The following is an 18159-nucleotide window of genomic DNA, read 5'->3' as shown; positions in this document are numbered from 1 at the left end:
CCGATGCCCCGGTGCCCCACATTGCTGAAGAGAGGAGGTGACGACATGGCTGGCAAGCCGAGCAAGGCCGCGCTGTCAAAAGCGGGCAGGACCCTCGCGTCCAACGGATCCTCCAAGGGCGCAAAGTCGAAAGCTGGTAGCACCCTCGGTAAGGGCTGAATCCGCAGCGGCCGCTCTCCCATCCGAATGGGAGAGCGGCCGTCTGGATGCGTCATCCGCCGCAGGTGAGAGAGAGCAGATCGTCTTTCGCGTTTTCGCTCCCGCATCCGGAGACGCTGAGGCACTCGCACGAGAGTTGTCGCGGTCATGAGCATCGGTCGTCACCTTCTTGGAAGTGGACGCACGTCGCACGATGAGTTCCACGCCCGCCACCCCAGATCGAGGGAGTTCATCATGAGTAGCAAATCCACCGCCCGTGTCGAGGGACCGCGCACTGGGGACGCGCTACTCACGCTAGGCGAGGTCTCCGAACTCGTCCGCGTCCCCGCCGCCACCCTTCGCTATTGGCGGCACATCGGCGAGGGACCTCACAGCTTCAAGGTCGGGCGATGTGTCCGCTACTGGCGCGCCGAGGTCATCGAATGGCTCGAGGCGCAGTCTCGAGGCTGCAGCTCTCGCAGCTCTTCCACCTGAAGCGCTGACTCCGCGGAGCGATGTTCCGCCGACACTCTGCACCCACCAAGGGGTCTCGCCCTGACTCATGAGATGAGACGCCATCGATCCTTGGATCGACGGCGGTGGAACCAGCACGATCCGATGCAAGCCAGGATGTCCAGCCGAGAGGGGCCGCGAGGTGGCCGGCAGCGTCGCGAAGCGTCCGGACGGCAGATGGCGCGCCCGCTACCGCGACGAGGCCGGCAAGGAGCGCGCCCGTCACTTCGCCAGGAAGATTGACGCGCAACGCTGGTTGGACGACATCAGCTCGACGCTGATCGCCGGCACCTACGTCGATCCATCGGCGGGCAAGGTCACCTTCAGGCAGTTCTACGACCAGTGGGCGGAGCGTCAGCTCTGGGTGCCGTCGACACGGGCGAACGCCGATCTGGCGGTCAACTCCGTGCCCTTCCTCCATAAGTCACTTAGCGCGGTGCGACGGTCAGACGTCGAGTCATGGATCAAGACGGGTTCGCAGCGATGGGCAGCCACAACCATCAAAACTCGCTTCGTCATCGTGCGATCGATCTTCCGCGGCGCCATCGCAGAACGTCTCATCAGCATCGACCCGACCGCTGGCGTTGCTCTCCCGCGCCGACGTAAGGCCGCTGCTGCGATGCGCGTACCCACGACGAAGGAGGTCGGCCAGCTGCTCGCGCTCGCCGATGGCTCACTCATTTCAAGCCGCCGAGGCTTCCGTGCGTACGTCGCACTGTGCGCATTCGCGGGCCTTCGCAAGGGTGAGACGGCCGCGGTCCAGGTCGGCGATGTGGACTTCTCGGGGCGTTGTCTCACGGTGGCCCGACAGCTTCAGCGCGATGGCGCGACGTACGCGATACGAGCCCCGAAGTACAACTCCGAACGGCTTGTCTACCTCCCTGACGACCTCGTCGTCATCCTGCAAGAGCACGTCTCGCGGCACGTGAGCGGCACGGCCGTCGACACATGGCTCTTCACCGTCGGCGGCGAGCCGCTGAACGACAACGCCATCACGTGGCGATGGCGGGCTACCCGCACCGCCGCGCAGCTTCCGCACGTGCGTCTGCACGACCTCCGCCACTTCTACGCCTCTGGCCTGATCGCTGCAGGATGCGATGTCGTCACCGTCCAGCGAGCACTGGGGCATGCCTCCGCCACCACCACGCTGAACACCTACAGCCACCTCTGGCCGACGGCCGAAGACCGCACCCGGGCCGCGGCCTCTGGGCTCCTTCGCGAGGCCCTCGACCAGGCGTCGGACATCGTCGACGAAGTCCACCTTCCACCTCGGGACTGAGACCAGTCAACGGCGTCCAACCAAGACGCGTCAGTGGAAGCGTTGCGGACTCTGTGCGGACTCCCGGCTCCCTGCAGGTCGCTGAACTGCGGAAACAGGCCGATTCAGTAGTACCAGGGGTAGGGCGACCAGTCCGGCTCGCGCTTCTCCAGGAACTGGTCGCGGCCCTCGGTGGCCTCGTCGGTCATGTACGCCAGCCGCGTGGTCTCGCCGGCGAACAGCTGCTGGCCGACCAACCCGTCGTCGAGGAGGTTGAAGGAGTACTTCAGCATCCGCTGCGCCGTGGGGCTCTTGCCGTTGATCTTGCGGCCCCACTCCAGCGCCTCGGCCTCGAGGTCGGCGTGGTCGACGACCTTGTTGACCGCGCCCATCCGGTGCATGTCCTCGGCGCTGTAGGTGTCGCCGAGGAAGAAGATCTCGCGGGCGAACTTCTGGCCGACCTGGCGGGCGAGGTACGCCGACCCGTACCCGCCGTCGAAGGAGCCGACGTCGGCGTCGGTCTGCTTGAAACGGGCGTGCTCGCGGCTGGCGAGCGTGAGGTCGCAGACCACGTGCAGGGAGTGTCCGCCGCCCGCGGCCCAGCCCGGCACGACGCAGATGACGACCTTCGGCATGAAGCGGATCAGGCGCTGGCACTCGAGGATGTGCAACCGGCCCAGCCGGGCCTTGTCCTCCGGGGTGCGCTCGTCGGTCCTCTCACCGCCCGTGCCGTCGGCGTACTGGTAGCCCGTACGCCCCCGGATGCGCTGGTCGCCCCCGGTGCAGAAGGCCCACTTGCCGTCCCTGGGGCTCGGTCCGTTGCCGGTGAGGATGACGCAGCCGACGTCGGAGGTGGTGCGCGCGTGCTCGAGCGTACGGAGCAGCTCGTCGACCGTGTGCGGCCGGAACGCGTTGAGCACCTCGGGCCGATCGAAGGCGATGCGGACCGTGCCGTGGGCCTTGGCGCGGTGATAGGTCAGGTCCGTCAGGTCCTCGAACCCCGGCACCGGGTCCCAGGCGTCCGGGTCGAACGGGTTCTGGCTCTCGGCGCTGCCGGCGCTCTCGGGGTTCTCGGGGCTCACGCGCCGAGGCTACTGACCGCCGGCCCCTCCCCCGGGACCGCCTGCGTCGCTTCGCGGATCGTCCTCGGTGATCTCGTCGGGCTTCTCCGCGGCCGCCGCCTCCCGGGACTTGCGCTGCCGCTCCTCGGCCTGCAGTCGCTGCACCTCGGCGCGCTCGCGCACGCGACGTTGGAAGTCCTCGCCCGACTCGCGCGTCGGGCGCTGCGACCAGGGTGTGGACTCGCTGGGTGGCTGATAGCCCACGACCTTCGGGGGTCGACCCAACGTCAACCACAGGATGCCGCCGAGCGGCGGCAGCAGCAGGATCACCAGGATCCAAGCCCATCGCGGGAGGCGGCGTACGCCCACCCTGGAGGCGCGGGCGTCGAAGGCGCACCAGATGGTGAACGCCAGGGCGACCGGGCCGGCGATGATGGCCAGACGGACCAACGGGACCTCCTCGGGGGGATCTCTCCAGCGTACGGCGGGGGTGGTTCTCCCGCCTCGATGTCCGCGGACCGGCGGTCGAGGCGCGAGGCGCCGGCAACCCGGTGGTCGAGGTGCGAGGCGCCAGCCGAGCCGCGAGACCCGACGACTTCTGACACCGATCCACACACCCGTCTCATTATTCGAACACGCGTTCGAGGAACTGTCGGTGGTCGCACCTAGATTCATGCTCGTGACCAGCACCCACGACAGCCGCGAGCGCCACGGAGGCCCAGGCGGATCAGGCGGATCGGGCACGCCCGCCGATCTGCTCGCGGCCGTGCGCGCCGGTGACCGGGCAGCTCGTGCTGGAGAGGTGGCCCGCGCCCGGGCGGTGCTGGCCTGGCTCGACGCTCACCCGGCGGAGTCGATCCGTGATGCGGCCGGTCACGGCCCGGACACCGGTGGCGCGCTCCACGGCGAACGTGCCCTGCTCCTCGGCGGGCCCGGGACCCCGATGATCGCCGAGTTCTGTGTGGCCGACCTCGGTGCCGCGCTCGGAACGACGACCGACTCCGCCCGGATCCTGGCCTCGGACCTCCTCGAGCTGCGCCACCGCCTCCCCGCCACGTGGGCACGGGTGGAGGCATTGGATCTGCCGTTGTGGCGGGCCCGACGCATCGCCACCCGCACCACCGTCCTCGACCTTGACCGGGCTGGTGCCGCGGACCGGTGGCTCGCACCCAAGGCGCACCGGCTCGGGGTGCCGGCGCTGGACCGCACCCTCACCGGCCTGCTGCGCGTGCAGCAGGCCGAGGCGGAGCTTGTCCGTGAGGCCGGCGGTCTCGAGGCGCTGGCGCTGACCGACGCGACCACGGTGCACGAGCGTCTGCGCGAACAGACCCGCGCACTGTCCGAGGCGGCCGCAAAGCTGCGGAACCAGCAGCACGTGCGGATCGCGCTGCCGGTGCAGAACCGGTCCGGGTCACCCACCGCCGAAGACCTCGCCGGGCTGGCATGGGTCGACGGGCGCATCGATGCCCTCGACGCAGCCGACCTCGATACCTCCCTGGACCTCATCGCCACCCGCCTCGCTGCCACCGCGCCCGCTCACACGAGCGAGGGGTGCCTCCGCGCCCAGGCCCTGGGGGTCCTCGCCCGCGGGGAACTCGTCCTCCCCTACGACACCAGCGACGCCGATACCGCGGAGAGGCCGACCGACGGTGCCGAGCGGATCATCGACCGCGAGCACCGCACCCGCGCGACCCGCGAGCTCGTGCTCCACGTCCACCTCTCCGCCGCCACCCTCACCCGCAGCACCGATGGGCTCATGCACGCGGCCGGGTTGGCGACCATCGAGTCCGGCCCCGTACGCCTGGTCGACGAAGCCACCGTCCGGGCCTGGGCCCACGCCGCCCTGGCCGACACCGGCCCCACCGCCGGACAGACCCGCCTGACCATCCGGCCCGTCCTCGACCTCAACGAAGAACACGCCTCCACTGCGTACGCCCCCGGACCCCGGCTCCGCGAACAGGTGATCCTGCGCGACCGCACGTGTGTGTTCCCGCACTGCCACCGCCCCGCGCGCGCAGCCGACCTCGACCACATCGACCCCTGGCACGACCCGCCCGACGAACCCCACAGGTCGGGCGGGTCCCAGCCGCCGCAGACGTGCACCGACAACCTCGCCGCACTCTGCCGCTTCCACCACCGCCTCAAGACCCACAGCGGCTGGACCTACCGGCGCACCGGACCACCCACGTCCCCCACGTACGAGTGGCGCTCCCCCACCGGCCGGACCTACCGCCGCGGACCCGACGGAGACGTCGACGACCTCGGCCCACGCCAGCCACCCGGCCCACTCAAGCCGCCTGTCTGACGCCCGCGAGACCGACCGGCGCGACACCGGCGCACACCCCAGCCGGCACCGACCGGTCACGCCTGTCGGTGCCGGCTCGTACGCTCAGCGGCGATGGACCTGACCCTGCTCGACGACGCCGACCTGAGGCGCATGTTCGGGGTGCCCACGATGACGCGGGCGCGGTCGTACGCCCAGCGCGGCCAGACCCGACTGCTCGAGCTCGACCGCGAGGACGACGCCGTCTGGCTCATGGGTGAGTCCGACGGCTCGCACGGTGAGCTCTACCGCGGCAGCATCGGCGTCCAGGACGGCCCGCGGGGCCCACTGCAGCACAGCTCCTGCAGCTGCCCGGTGAGCACAGGCTGCAAGCACGTCGCCGCGATGCTCCTGCTCGCCATCACCCGGGAGGAGGAGGCACGACGGGCCGGCCCCGTCGGCGTCCCCATGTGGGAGCGGCGCCTCGAGGCCCTGCTCGAGGAGCTCGAGGCCGACGACGTCGACGGCGACGGCTGGCACGGTGAGCCTCTGCCACCCGAGCCCCTGGCCCTGGAGGTGAGCCGCGGGCCGATCGCCACCGCCCGGCAGGCGTACCGCTGGGCCAGCGACCCCGCCGGTCCCGCCCGCGGCCCCCTCCGCATCCGACCGCTGCAGCAGAGCCGCCGTGGCCGGTGGGTCAAGCAGGGGGCCGCGTGGGCCGACCTGCGACGGCTGCGCGCGCAGGGCGCTGAGCCCACGCACTGCGACGCGCTCGAGACCCTGCAGGCGCTCTACCGCGCAGGGCTGAACACCTACTACATGACCTCGGAGACGCACCTTCGTCTCGCGGCGTTCGGCTCCGGACTGTGGCCGGCGCTGGCCCGGGCGCGTGAGGTCGGCGTCGAGCTCGTCGCCGGTGACGGGGTGCGCGACGTACAGCTCGCGGACCCGGTCTCCTTCGAGGTCGACCTGACCGCTGAGGGGTCCGGGGAGTCGGGACGGGGCGGCGGCTCGCGCGTACGCCTCGGTGTCGCCGTCGCCGGTGAGTGGGTGCCCAGCGGCTCCCTGGAGATCATCGGCGACCCGGGCCACGGCCTCGCGGCGTGGGCTGCCGACGGCATCCTGCTTGCACCGCTGGTCAAGCCCGTCGGTCCGCAGCTGGCACGTCTGCTGGCCGACGACTCACCGCTCGTGGTGCCCGACGCCGACCGCGACGTGCTGGTGCACGACTACCTCCCCCGTCTCCAACGTCAGGTCTCGGTGGTCTCGGGCGACGCGTCCGCACCGGTGCCCGCACCGGCGCGCCCGGTGCTCGTGCTGACCCTGGACTGGAAGGCCGCCGACGAGGTCGACGTGCGCTGGACGTGGCGGTACCGAGACCCCGGCGGACCCGTGACGACCGACGACGGCTCCGAGGCCGGGGGCGAGCTCGTCTACGAGCTCGACGAGCAGCGCGGCACCACCCGCGGCGTACGCCGCCCCCGCCTGGAGGCGAGCATCCTCGCCGCACTGGACCCCGGCGAGGACACCGTGCACCGCCTCTACCTCGAGCGCGACCGCCACCAGGGGCCGCGAGCGCGCCAGACGATCCGCGGCTACGAGGCCGTCGGCCTCGTCGAGGACGTGCTGCCCGAGCTCGAGACCCGGGCGGCGGCCGGCGTGCTCGAGATCGAGGAGCTGGGCGACCGCCCCGACTACCGCGCCGCCGAGCAGCCGCCCGAGGTGCGGTTCACGTCGCCGCGCGGCGAGCACGGCGACGACCCGGACGACCCCGACGACGAGTTCGTCGGCGGCCGCCGCGGCAAGGGCGACCCGCAGGACCCGGACTACCGTCCCGACTGGCTCGGCCTCGAGGTCGTGGTCACCGTCGAGGGCTACAGCATCGGCCTCGCCACCGTGCTGGAGGCGCTGACCACCGGGCGTACGAAGGTCGTGCTCGGCAAGGGACTCGTCGTCGACCTCGACGTGCCCGCCCTGCGACGTCTGGCCGAGCTCGTCGAGGCCGCCGGCGACCTGGTCGAGCAGCCCCGCGACGGCATCGCCGTACGCCGCCCCGACCTCGGCCTCTTCGAGGAGCTCGCCGACCTCGGCATCGTCGAGGGCCAGGCCGCGCGCTTCGTCGAAGCCGCCCGCGGTCTCACGTTGCCCGACCAGCTGCCGGCCGTGGACGTCCCCGACGTCGACGCCACCCTGCGCAGCTACCAGGACGAGGGGCTTCGCTGGCTCGCCTTCCTGCACCACCACCGCCTCGGCGGGCTGCTCGCCGACGATATGGGGCTGGGCAAGACGCTGCAGACCCTCGCGTTGATCGCCCATGCGCGGCGTACGCGACCCGACGACGGCCCCTTCCTCGTCGTCGCCCCCACCAGCGTGCTCGGCACCTGGGCGGGCGAGGCAGCCCGCTTCACCCCGCACCTCGACGTCCGCGTCGTCGTCGGCACCCAGAGCCGTCGCGGCTCCACGATCGCCGAGGTCGTCGAGGCCCACGGCGGCGCGGACGTCGTCGTCACCTCCTACACGCTGCTGCGTCTGGAGGCCGACGCGTACGCCGCACGCACCTGGGGCGGCGTCGTGCTCGACGAGGCGCAGGCGGTGAAGAACCACCAGGGCAAGACCTACCAGGCCGTACGCCGCCTCGAGACCGACTTCCGTCTCGCGCTAACCGGCACCCCGGTGGAGAACCGGCTGATGGAGCTCTGGTCGCTCCTCTCGATCGTCACCCCCGGCCTCTTCCCGTGGCCCGACCGGTTCCGCCAAGCCGTCGCCGACCCCGTGGAGAAGGAGAGCGACGCCGAGGTGCTGGAGCGGTTCCGGCGGCGGGTCGCGCCCTACCTGCTGCGGCGTACGAAGGACCTCGTCGCCGCGGACCTCCCGCCCAAGCAGGAGCAGGTGCTCAGCGTGCGCCTCGGCCGCGCCCACCAGCACCTCTACGACACGCACCTGCAGCGCGAGCGCCAGCACGTGCTCGGCCTCGTCGACGAAGGCATGGACGCCCACCGCATCGCGATCTTCCGCTCGCTCACCCGGCTGCGGCAGCTGGCGATCGACCCGGTGCTGCTCGACGAGGAGCACGAGGGCGTCGGCGCCGCGAAGACCGACGTGCTCGTCGACCACCTGCGTGACGTGGTCGCCGAAGGACACAAGGCGCTGGTCTTCAGCCAGTTCACCACCTACCTCCGCCGGGTGCGTGAGCGCCTGGACGCCGCCGGACTGCACACCCACTACCTCGACGGCGCCACCAGACGACGCGGTGACGTCGTCGAGGCCTTCCGGGACAGCGGCCCGTCGATCTTCCTGATCTCCCTGAAGGCCGGCGGCACCGGCCTCACGCTCACCGAGGCCGACTACGTCTTCGTGCTCGACCCCTGGTGGAACCCCGCCGTGGAGGCGCAGGCCGTCGACCGGGCGCACCGCATCGGGCAGGACAAGCCCGTCATGGTCTACCGCCTGGTCAGCGCAGGCACGATCGAGGAGAAGGTCGTCGAGCTGCAGGCACGCAAGGCCGCGCTGGCCGCGTCGGTGCTGGACCCCGCGGCGCTGCAGCAGACCCGCGACCGTGCGGCCGGCTCGTCGCTGGGCGCGGACGAGGTGCGCGAGCTGCTCGCCTGAGCGTCGCCCTCAGCCACCCACATCGGGATCGATCAGTTGCACGTCGAGCGCAGACGCCAACCGATCCAGGTCAGACAGGTCGCCGATGACACGGCGGCTCGCGTACGCGCTGTGGGCGAGGACCGTCGGCGTGGCCACGACACCGGCCTCGTCCGCCCGCTCCGGCTGCTCCTCGACGTCGACGACCTCCACCGACTCCGGAGGCAGGCCCGAGGCACGGCACAGCCGGTCGAGGTTCGCGACGGCTCGCTGCGACCGCTCCTTGTCCCTGGCGATGAAGAGGACGAATCGTGTGCTCATACGACGCTCCGGGTAGGGATCGCTGTGCCCGAGAGAACCGCCTCCTTCCCCCGGTTCGCCCGACTCACGCGTCGGCTGCCCTGATGCCGGTCCCGCTGCCGGTCTCGTCCGTCGGCTCCGACAGCCGGGCCGCCAGCAACGTCGCGCGTCCGGCCGACCGACCGACCGCGGCCTCGACGGAGGCCTCGGTGCCGATGAGCGTCACCCGCCCTGACGCGCGCGTCAGGGCGGTGTAGAGCAGCTGACGGGTCAGCACCCGGGAGTCCGCGTCCGGCAGCAGCACCGCCACGTGGTCGAACTGGCTGCCCTGCGCCCGGTGCACCGTCATCGCGTACGCCGTGGTCGTGCCCGCCAGCCGCGGCAACCCCAGCACGCGTCCCGACCTGCTGCCGTCGTCCACCACACCGACGAGACCGGCGGACCCCTCACCGCCCGCCGGTGCGGCGGCGACGAGGGCCGTGTCGCCGTTGAAGAGCCCCAGCGCGGGATCGTTGCGCTCGACCAGCAGCGGGCGCCCGACGTACGACAGGGGCAGGTGCCGCTGGAGGCTCGCGCCGAGCAGCCTGGTCGTCAGCCGGTTCCAGGTGCCCGCGCCGTACGGGCCCTCCCGGTGGGCCGTCAGCAGCCGGAAGCCCCCCAGCGCTGCCAAGGCGTGCTCGGGATCGCCGGTGCGACCCGCCTCGTCGAGCGATCTGGCGTACGTGAGCATGAGCTGCTGCAGCTCGCGCCCGCCCGCCTCGGAGGGAGCACCGTCGAGCGGCACCCACCTCACGCCGTGCGGCTCGGGCCCGGACCGGGCGGACTCCAGGTGACGCAGCGTCGCCGCGACGTCCCCGTCGCGCACGGCGGCAGCGAGGTCGCCGATCTCACCGGTGAAGCGACGCGAGCCGCGCAGGCGCGCCACGGGGGGATCGGCGCGGCGTTCGAGTCCCTCGACCATGTCGGTGAGCACCGCCCCGGCGTCGACGGAGGCGAGCTGGTCGGCGTCGCCGAGCAGCACCAGCCGGGCTCCGGGCCGCAGCGCCTCCAGGAGCCGGGCGGTGAGGGTGAGGCTGAGCATCGACGCCTCGTCGACCACGACCACGTCGGCCGGGAGGCGCAGCGCACGGTCGTGCCTGAAGCGTGAGCCGTGCCCGGGTCGGGAGCCGAGCAGGCGATGCACCGTCGTGGCCGGCAGCGCCGTCAACCGCTCGCGCAGGTCGTCGAACCCGAAGTCCGGGTGCTCGGCCGCCGCCCGCACCGACTGGGCCATACGGGCTGCCGCCTTGCCGGTGGGCGCGGCCAGGTGCACCCGCAACGGCGGCGCCTCCGGCGACCGGGCCGCGTGCAGCCGCATCAGCACGGCGATGAGCCGGGCCAGCGTCGTCGTCTTGCCCGACCCGGGGCCGCCGGTGATGATCGAGGTGCGGTGGGTGCAGGCGGTGCGCACCGCGGCGCGCTGGTCCGCGTACGCCCCCTCGCCCTCACCGGCGCCCTCGCCCCCTGCCGCGCCGAGGCCGTACGCCTCGTCGAGCGCCTCCTCGAGGCCGTCACCACCGGGCCCGACCGACGCGGACTCCTCGCGCGCGGCGAGATCGGCCGCGACCTGGCGCTCGTCCTCGAGGTGGCGGTGCAGGTAGAGCCGGTGCCGCTCCCAGACCCACGGTGCGTCCGGGCCCACCAGGGGGCTCGCGGCCACCCGGGCAGCCCAGGACTCGGGGTCCGGCAGCGGCGGCACCTGCTCGGCGCCGGGGTGCTCGACCTCGCCGAGGTGCAGGCACACCGAGCCCTCCCGGACGGCGCGCACCGCCAGCGCGCACGCCAGCAGCACCTCCGGGTCGGCCTCCCCGGCGAGCTCACCGAGGGTGACCGCGAGATGCAGGTCGGCGGCCTGCAGACCGTCGGCGTCGTTCCAGGCGCGCAGCAGGTCGGGCACCTGCCGGCCCAGCACGCGGCCGGGCCGCCACGGGTCCAGGTCGGTGTCGGTCGATGCGGTCACGGCACCTCCACCCCCGCCCGCAGACCCGCCAGCAGGTCCGACGCGGCGACGACCAGCGCGGCCGGCGGACGCCACGAGAAGACACCGGTGGGATGCCCATCGACGACCGGCGTCGCCGCGCCGGCCATGCCGCGCACGTACAGGTAGAGCACGCCGCCCAGATGCGACTCGGGGTCGTAGTCGGCCACCCGCCAGCGCAGCAGGCGGTGCAGCACGACGGCGTACAGCAGCGCCTGCAGCGGGTAGGTCGAGCCGACCATCGCCGCCGCGAGCCGGTCGGGGGTGTACGCCGCGAGGTCGTCGGTCTCCACGGCCTCCCCCAAAAGGTTGGTCTTGTAGTCCGCGACCAGGTAGCGGCCGTCGTGGCGCAGCACCAGGTCCAGTGATCCCGAGAGGTAGCCGCGCAGGTGCTGTGCTGCGTAGCCGGGGCCGGCGAGGCGGTCGGCGAAGGCGTACAGCGGGTCGTCGGAGCGCAGGTGCGTACGCCACAGCCCCGCGAGGTCCGCGAGCGTGCCGCCGGACGGGTCCGGACGCGGCGCGGAGTCGGGGGACGGGCCCAGTCCGTCACCCCCCGCGAGGGGGATCTCGAAGTCCAGCTCGGCCAGCCGGTCCGCCGACCCCAGCGTGGCGAGCGTGAGCCCGGGCGCCAGCGGACCCAGCGGTGTCTCGACGACGGCGGCGAGACCGTCGGCGAGGGCGTCCTCGTCGAGGTCCCCCACCGGCCAGCGCGGCAGCTGCTCGGCGACCTGCGTACGCAGCGCGTCCCGTCGCCCCTCGCCCGTCGCCCCGGAGTGCTGGGAGGGCGGGGCCTCGAGGTCGACGTGCTCGAGCACCGCGTGCACCAGCGACCCGAACGCGGCACCGCCGGGCAGCCCCTGCAACGGCGAGGGCACACCCGTCGTCCCGGTCGCCGGGGCACCGAGGGCCGGCGGCACCTCCTCGTCGTCCCGCAGCGTCACCTCGGGGTCCGCCGTGGTGTCGAGGCCGGCGTCACGGGCCCGGTCGTACGCCTGGTCGTTCGCCTGGTCGTACGCCTCGTCGTACGCCTCGGCCGCCGCGGTCAGGGCGGAGTAGGACGTGCGCCGCCACTGCTGGTCGACGGTGCGGTCCCAGCGGCGCGCCGCGATGACGCCCGCGTCCGGCGACGGAGGCCTGACGACCTCGCGGGCCGGTCCGACGAGCTCGACCGTCATGCCGCCGGCCTGCTCCCAGCGGCTCAGCCAGTCCTGCACGTGCTCGTCGGTCTGCACCGGCACCGCCTCGGGCACGTCGGCACGGCCCGGCGTACGCCCCAGCAGCATGCGGTGCAGCGGTGAGGACGACGTGTGCGAGGACGTGGGAGCCCACCAGCACACCAGCCGCGACTGCGCCCGGGTCATCGCGACGTACAGCAGCCGCAGCTCCTCCCCCGCCTGCTCGGCCGCCGCGCCCTCGAGCACCTCCCGGGGGAACGGCATCCCCCCGACGTCACGCCACCGTGTGCCGTCGGGGCCGTGCAGCAGCGGGAACCGCTCCTCGCGCACGTGGTGGTCCCACACCGAGGGCAGCATGACCACGGGGAACTCCAGGCCCTTCGAGCCGTGGATCGTCATGACCTGCACCGCGTCGGAGTCGGAGTCGAGCCGCCGGGATCGCTCGTCGGCCGCGCTGGTGCGGTCCTCCTCGCGCTGACGGCGCAGCCACGTCGCGAGCGCGGCGAGCGAGAGGCGTTCGCGCACCGACACGTCGTGCAGCACCTCGCCGAGGTGCCGCAGGTCGGTCAGCAGCCGCTCACCGTCCTCGCGGGCCATCACCCGTGCGTACAGGTCGTGACGCTCCACGCACGCCGTGAGGACCGCGGCCGGGCCCTGACGTCGCCCCAGGTCGGCGAGGTCCTGCAGCTCCTCGGCGAGACGCTCCGCCCGGGACGTGTCCAGCAGGTCCTCCGGCTCCAGGCCCCGGAACACCGTCGTCGCCGCGTTGCGCACCCGGCTCGGCCTGGTGGGCGCCACCAGCGCCTCGAGCAGCCGCGTCCAGTGGTCGGCGGCCTCCGTACGCAGCACGCTGCCCCCGCCACCGGTGACCGCCCGGATGCCCGCGGCCGCCAGCGCGGACCGTGCCGCCTCGCACTGGCCGGAGGTGCGGCACAGCACGCCGACGTCCGCGGGCCGCAACGGCCTCCCGGCGAACGTGGCCCCGGCGTCGAGCAGCGCCGCGATCTCGCCGGCGAGGTCCTTCATGACCGCCGACCGCGCCGACGGCACGATCGGCAGCCGCGACGGGGTGCCGCCGGCCCGCGCCCGGTCGAGCACCCGCAGCCGCACCGGCCGGTCCGACGGAGTGCCGTCGGCGTCCGCCAGGCGAGCCTGCTGGTGGTGGGCGGTGACAGGGCGGGCCACGATGCCCGGGTGCCCCAGCTCGGCGCCGTCGAGCACTGCGTCCACCCGGGCCGCGAGCTCGCCGTCGGCGCGGTAGCTCGTCGCCAGCGTCGCCCGGTGGTCGCACTGCTCGGCCGCAGTCAGGTAGGTCTGCACGTCTCCGCCACGGAAGGCGTAGATCGCCTGCTTGGGGTCGCCGACCAGCACCATCGTGGCGTGGCCGGCGAACGCGCGGGAGAGCACCTGCCACTGCACCGGGTCGGTGTCCTGGAACTCGTCGACCAGCACGACGCGCCACCGGTCCCGGACCCGTCGCCGCGCCAGGGAGTCCTGCGCCTCGAGGGCGTCCGCGAGACGGGAGAGCAGGTCGTCGTAGGAGAGCAGCCGCAGCCGCCGCTTGCGACGCTCGAGCTCCTGACGCACCGCCGACCCGAATCCCGTGCGCCGCGCCCGCACCCGCGCACTGTGGGACTCGCGTCCGGGCTGCTCGTCCGACCACAGCCGCGCCTGCGGGTCGCCCGCGACGGCGCGCGCGACGGCCAGGGCGGTGCGCCGGTCGAACTCGGGTGCGCCCTCCGACGCGGCGAAGCCCCGCAGGTACAGGTCGTCGGCGACCTCCACGACGAGGTCGTCGAGGTCGTCGCGGAGCTCGGCGCCCGGGTCGGAGTCGCCCGCGATGCCGAGGGAGTCGAGCACGAGCCGACAGAACTGGTGGGTGGTGGCGATGGTGGCGGCGTCCGCGTCGGCGAGCGCGTCGCGCACCCGCCGGCGCCGCAGCCGCAGCTCGGCCTCAGTCGCGTCCAGGAGGTGGTCCAGCACCGTGTCGCCCGTCGGGACGGGGTCACCGCCCAGCCGGCGTGCCAGGGCCCGGTCTGCGTCGGTGAGCGCGGCGCGTACGCGCGACCTCAGCTCGGCGGTCGCCATGCGACCGAAGGTCAGCACGAGCATCTCGTCGAGACGGGCCGCGCCCTCGGCGACGTGGCGGACCACGAGGCCCGCGATGGCGTACGTCTTGCCCGTGCCCGCCGAGGCCTCCAGCAGCCACGTGCCCTGCGGCAGGTCGCCGGTGAGGTCGAAGGGGGTGGTCGGATCGCTCACGCCGGCCCCTCCCGCTCCAGGTCGAGCAGGGGCCTCCAGGTGCGCCACGCGTACTGACCGAGCCGGGTCGAGTCCTCGGGGTGCCACCGCTCCTCGGCGCTCGCGTGACCCTGCACCGTGCGCCAGCTCGCGTCGCCGTAGACGAGGTGGTGGGCAGGGTCCTCGGCGAGCCCGGGGATCGTGGAGCCGAACTCGCCGAACCACTCCCGCCGGGCGGTGAGCTTCGTACGCCCCTCCAGGCGCTTCTCCTCCAGCCACCGCCACGCGAGCTTCGGGTGGATCGGCAGCGGCTGCCGCAGGCCCTCCTCGCGGACGGCGACGAGGTCGGCCAGCAGCTCCGCCGCCTCGTGACCGACCTGGGGCAGGCGCGAGGCGGTCGGGCCGGAGCGGTGGCTGCCCACGGTGACAGCGGTCCAGCCGTGGTCGGGATCCGATGCGGTCAGCGCGAGCAGGTCGATCCAGGAGGAGAGCCGGTGGCCCGGCCCCAGCCGGGAGTACCCGATGCGCACCAGCTGCGAGCCCCGGACGTCCGGCACGACCCCGGTGAGCCGCACGCCGCCGGCGGGCCCGGACAGCTCGACGTCGACGTCGACGCTGCGCGCCGCGCGCTGCCGGAGCTCGGTGGTGGCGCGGAAGATCTCACCGGCCTGCTCCTCGACCGCCTGCAGGGCACCGAGCCCAAGGCGCCCCGGCGGCAGGTCGCCGCGGACCTCCTCGGCGCGCCTGGCCCGGGCCGGCGGTCGACCGCCGAGCACACCGCGGAGCATGCGGTCGCCGACCTTCCAGGCCGCCAGGGGGTCCAGGTCGACCGGGATCGCCTCGGGGAGGTCCTCGACGCGCTCCGGCATCGCGACGTCGAGACGCTGCCGGACGAACGCACGGACGGGGTGGGTGAAGAACTCCTGCAGCTCCGCCAGCGACACCGCCGCCTGCTCGGCGGGGTCCCGCGGCGGGAGGCGTACGCCGGACCAGCGCCGCGGCGCTCGACGGTCGCCGACCCAGGCGCGGGCCCCTGCTGCCGCAGCGGCGTCGAAGGAGAACGGGCTGCCGGTGCCCCCAGGACCGTGGACTCCCGTCTCGGGGGTGAGGCCGCCGACCCGGTGGTGGCGCGGGTCGACCGGCTGGAGGGGGTGGTGCCAGGTCACGAGGCTGCTGACGGGCACGTGCCGACCGTCGGCGTCGTGCGCCGTCGCGGTGAGGTCGAGCGCGTCGAGCAGGTCGCCGAGCGGCAGCGACGGCGGCCGCGACGCGCCGCTGCGCTCGTCGTGGCCGGTGTAGGTGACCAGCAGCTGCTCGCCGGCGGCCATCACCGCGTCGAGCACGAGCTGACGGTCCTCCGCGCGCGGGTCGCGCTCCCCGGTCACGGGGTCCCGCGCCAGCACGTCGTCGCCGTCGGGCACCGGGGTGCGCGGGTACCGGCCGTCGTCGAGGCCGACCAGGCACACCACCCGATGGGGCACGGAGCGCATCGGCACCAGGCTGCACACGGTGATCGCCCCCGTGCGGAAGCTCGACCGCGTCGGCCGCGGGGCCCATCGCTCACGCAACAGCTGTCGCACCTCGGGCAGCGTGAGCGTGCTCTGGTCGCGTCCCGTGGCCTGGCCCGCCGCGGTCGCCCGCGTCGTGCCGTTCAGCTCCTCGAGCTCGTCCTGCAGCTGGTGCAGCTGCCACTCCTCACCGCGGGCGGGAGCGCCGAGCGCCTCCACCGTCCAGGCGATCGCCTCGGTCCACTGCGCGAGCGTGTGCGCGCTCTCCAGGTGACCGACCGCCGTGCGCAGGCGGCCGACGGCCTCGGCGAGCCGGCCGGCGAGATCGAGGTCGGCGGAGCCCACGTCGTCCAGCGGCACCCGGTCGGCCCAGGGGCCGTCAGGCTCGGCCATCGCACCGCCGAGGAGCAGCCGCTCGAGGCCGGCCAGCCAGGTGTTCTGCGCCAGGCCCGTGAGGCCGAATCCGGAGCGGGCGTCGACGTCCAGCCCCCAGCGCACGCCGGACTCCACCGCCCACGCCGTGCACCGCTGCACGGCGTCGTCGTCGAGCCGGAACCGGCGACGCACCGGCTCCGAACCCAGCAGCGCCAGGACCTCGGGCAGCGTGGCGCGACCGTCGACCAGCTCGAGGACCTCCGCGGCGAGCGAGAGCATCGGGTTCGTGCGGGCCAGGCCCCGGTCGGCCAGCTGCACCCGCAGCTGACGCGCCGGGTGCGCCGCCGGTCCGCCCTCCGCCGCGGCACGTCCGTCGACCAGGCCGAACTCCGCCGCGAAGAGAGGCGCGACCGCGTCGACGTCGGGACACAGGACCAGCACGTCGCGGGGCTCGAGCGTCGGGTCGTCGGCGAAGACCCCGAGCAGCGCCTCACGCAGCACCTCGACCTGGCGGGCCAGGCCGTGGCAGGCATGGACGGACACCGACGCGGCCCGCACGTCGCCGGGCTGCAGCTGCCGGTGCGTACGCGTGGGCTCGTCCGGCTCGCGGTCCTCGCGCAGGTCGTGCTGGAGCATCGCCAACAGGGAGGCGGAGTCCGCGGCGCCGTGCGGCTCGGGCTCCCGGTCGGGTGGCGGCTCGTGCACCGTCAGGGTCGCGCCGGGCAGGAGCGGCGACAGGCCGCGCTGCAGCTCCCGGACGTCGCGTCCGAGGGCACGCAGCAACGGATGGGACAGCGCGCGCGCCGACCGGTCGTCGCGGCGGCGTACGGGGCCTGCGGCCACCACCGGTTCCAGCCGCCGCCATCCCGCCGGGGAGCCCACGGGGAGCCACACGTGCACCTCACGGTGCTGCGCCGCGGCCTCGAGCAGCTGCAGCTCGGGGGCGGCGAGCCGGGTGTGGCCGAAGACCGAGAACCGGTCGGGCAGCTCCACCGCCTCGGGGGCCGCTCGCAGGTGCGCGGCGCGGTGCTCGTGCCAGGCCACGGGGTCGAGCGCGTCTGCCCCGTGGTCGACCGTGGTGCCCGTGGTGCCCGTGCCGCTGTGTCGTTGCACCAGCAGCCGCCACAGCGGCGGCTGCCAGTGCAGGTCCTCGGGCAGGTCGGACCCGAGGCCGTCGGTGGCCTCGCCGTGCTGCCACGCGGACAGGAGCGCGGGGCGCTGGGTGGCGTACGAGGCGAACAGCCGCGCCAGGCGACGTGCCGTCGGCAGACGCCGGGCGCTGCGGTCGGGCCCCGTCGGTGCGTGCCCGGGCTCGGGCTCGGCGTCACGGTCCGGTGCCGCCCCGAGGTGCTGCAGCAGGGGGAGCGCCCACGGTGGCGCCTCCTCACGCCCCGCGGCCTGCACCAGGTCGTCGAGGCAGGCGAGCAGGGCCCAGGTGAGGCGTTCGGGGTGCCACGGATCGTCCTCCGCGCCCTCGCGACCCGCGAGGGCCGTGGTCAGGCTCCACGGCGAGACGAAGTCGACGCAGGCCGTGACGCCGTCTCCGCCCGGCCCGGCTCCGAGCACGTGGGAGAGCCGTTGCGAGAGCCACCTCTCCACCCCGTGGGCCGGCACGACCACCAGCTCCCGGGCGAACGGATCGGCGGGAGGCACCGAGAGCAACCCCGCGAGCCCCTCCGCGAGCGTGCCGGCCGAGGCGGCGACATGGACCTGGAGGCCCAC

At 73.7% G+C, this 18159-nt stretch carries 10 protein-coding genes; 4 read left to right on the top strand and 6 right to left on the bottom strand.

The features are described from left to right. The first annotated feature begins 393 nt into the window (after positions 1-393). Together KLP28_07810 and KLP28_07805 are read left to right on the top strand one after the other, a co-directional pair. Entirely contained in the window at positions 394-633 is a 240-nt protein-coding gene (locus KLP28_07810; GenBank protein QWC86564.1) for a helix-turn-helix domain-containing protein, read from the top strand. Between the two features lie 160 nt (positions 634-793). After that, entirely contained in the window at positions 794-1930 is a 1137-nt protein-coding gene (locus KLP28_07805) for a site-specific integrase (protein QWC86563.1), read from the top strand. Between the two features lie 104 nt (positions 1931-2034). Here KLP28_07805 and KLP28_07800 read toward each other — a convergent pair whose 3' ends face one another. Together KLP28_07800 and KLP28_07795 are read right to left on the bottom strand one after the other, a co-directional pair. After that, positions 2035-2991 (bottom strand): 1,4-dihydroxy-2-naphthoyl-CoA synthase, encoded by a 957-nt coding sequence (locus tag KLP28_07800; GenBank protein ID QWC86562.1) that lies wholly within the window; start codon positions 2989-2991, stop codon positions 2035-2037. A gap of 9 nt (positions 2992-3000) precedes the next feature. After that, on the bottom strand, positions 3001-3420 hold the full coding sequence (locus KLP28_07795) for a PLDc N-terminal domain-containing protein (protein QWC86561.1): 420 nt from the start codon (positions 3418-3420) through the stop codon (positions 3001-3003). Positions 3421-3649: 229 nt separating this feature from the next. On the opposite strand from KLP28_07795, the gene KLP28_07790 reads away from it, so the two are divergent. Beyond that, entirely contained in the window at positions 3650-5275 is a 1626-nt protein-coding gene (locus KLP28_07790) for an HNH endonuclease (protein ID QWC86560.1), read from the top strand. A 93-nt stretch (positions 5276-5368) separates the two neighbouring features. Then, positions 5369-8842 carry a DEAD/DEAH box helicase gene (locus KLP28_07785; protein QWC86559.1) on the top strand — a complete coding sequence of 1158 codons (3474 nt, stop codon included), beginning with the start codon at positions 5369-5371 and terminating at the stop codon, positions 8840-8842. Positions 8843-8851: 9 nt separating this feature from the next. Here KLP28_07785 and KLP28_07780 read toward each other — a convergent pair whose 3' ends face one another. The 4 genes from KLP28_07780 to recC form a co-directional block, all read right to left on the bottom strand. Then, a complete protein-coding gene (locus KLP28_07780; protein QWC86558.1) occupies positions 8852-9142 on the bottom strand; it encodes a circadian clock KaiB family protein in 291 nt (96 codons plus the stop codon). 64 nt (positions 9143-9206) lie between these two features. After that, positions 9207-11120, bottom strand: a complete 1914-nt coding sequence (gene recD, locus KLP28_07775) for an exodeoxyribonuclease V subunit alpha (protein ID QWC86557.1) — start codon at positions 11118-11120, stop codon at positions 9207-9209. Next, positions 11117-14575 (bottom strand): UvrD-helicase domain-containing protein, encoded by a 3459-nt coding sequence (locus KLP28_07770; protein ID QWC86556.1) that lies wholly within the window; start codon positions 14573-14575, stop codon positions 11117-11119. The genes recD and KLP28_07770 overlap by 4 nt, the downstream gene beginning before the upstream one ends. Beyond that, positions 14572-18159, bottom strand: coding sequence for an exodeoxyribonuclease V subunit gamma (gene recC / locus KLP28_07765; protein QWC86555.1), 3588 nt, complete (start codon positions 18157-18159; stop codon positions 14572-14574). The genes KLP28_07770 and recC overlap by 4 nt, the downstream gene beginning before the upstream one ends.

It is taken from the genome of Nocardioidaceae bacterium (assembly GCA_018672315.1).
In the GTDB taxonomy this organism is placed as follows: domain Bacteria; phylum Actinomycetota; class Actinomycetes; order Propionibacteriales; family Nocardioidaceae; genus TYQ2.
Note: the sequence above shows the minus strand (reverse complement) of the source record. Positions and strands in the feature narration are given on the sequence as shown.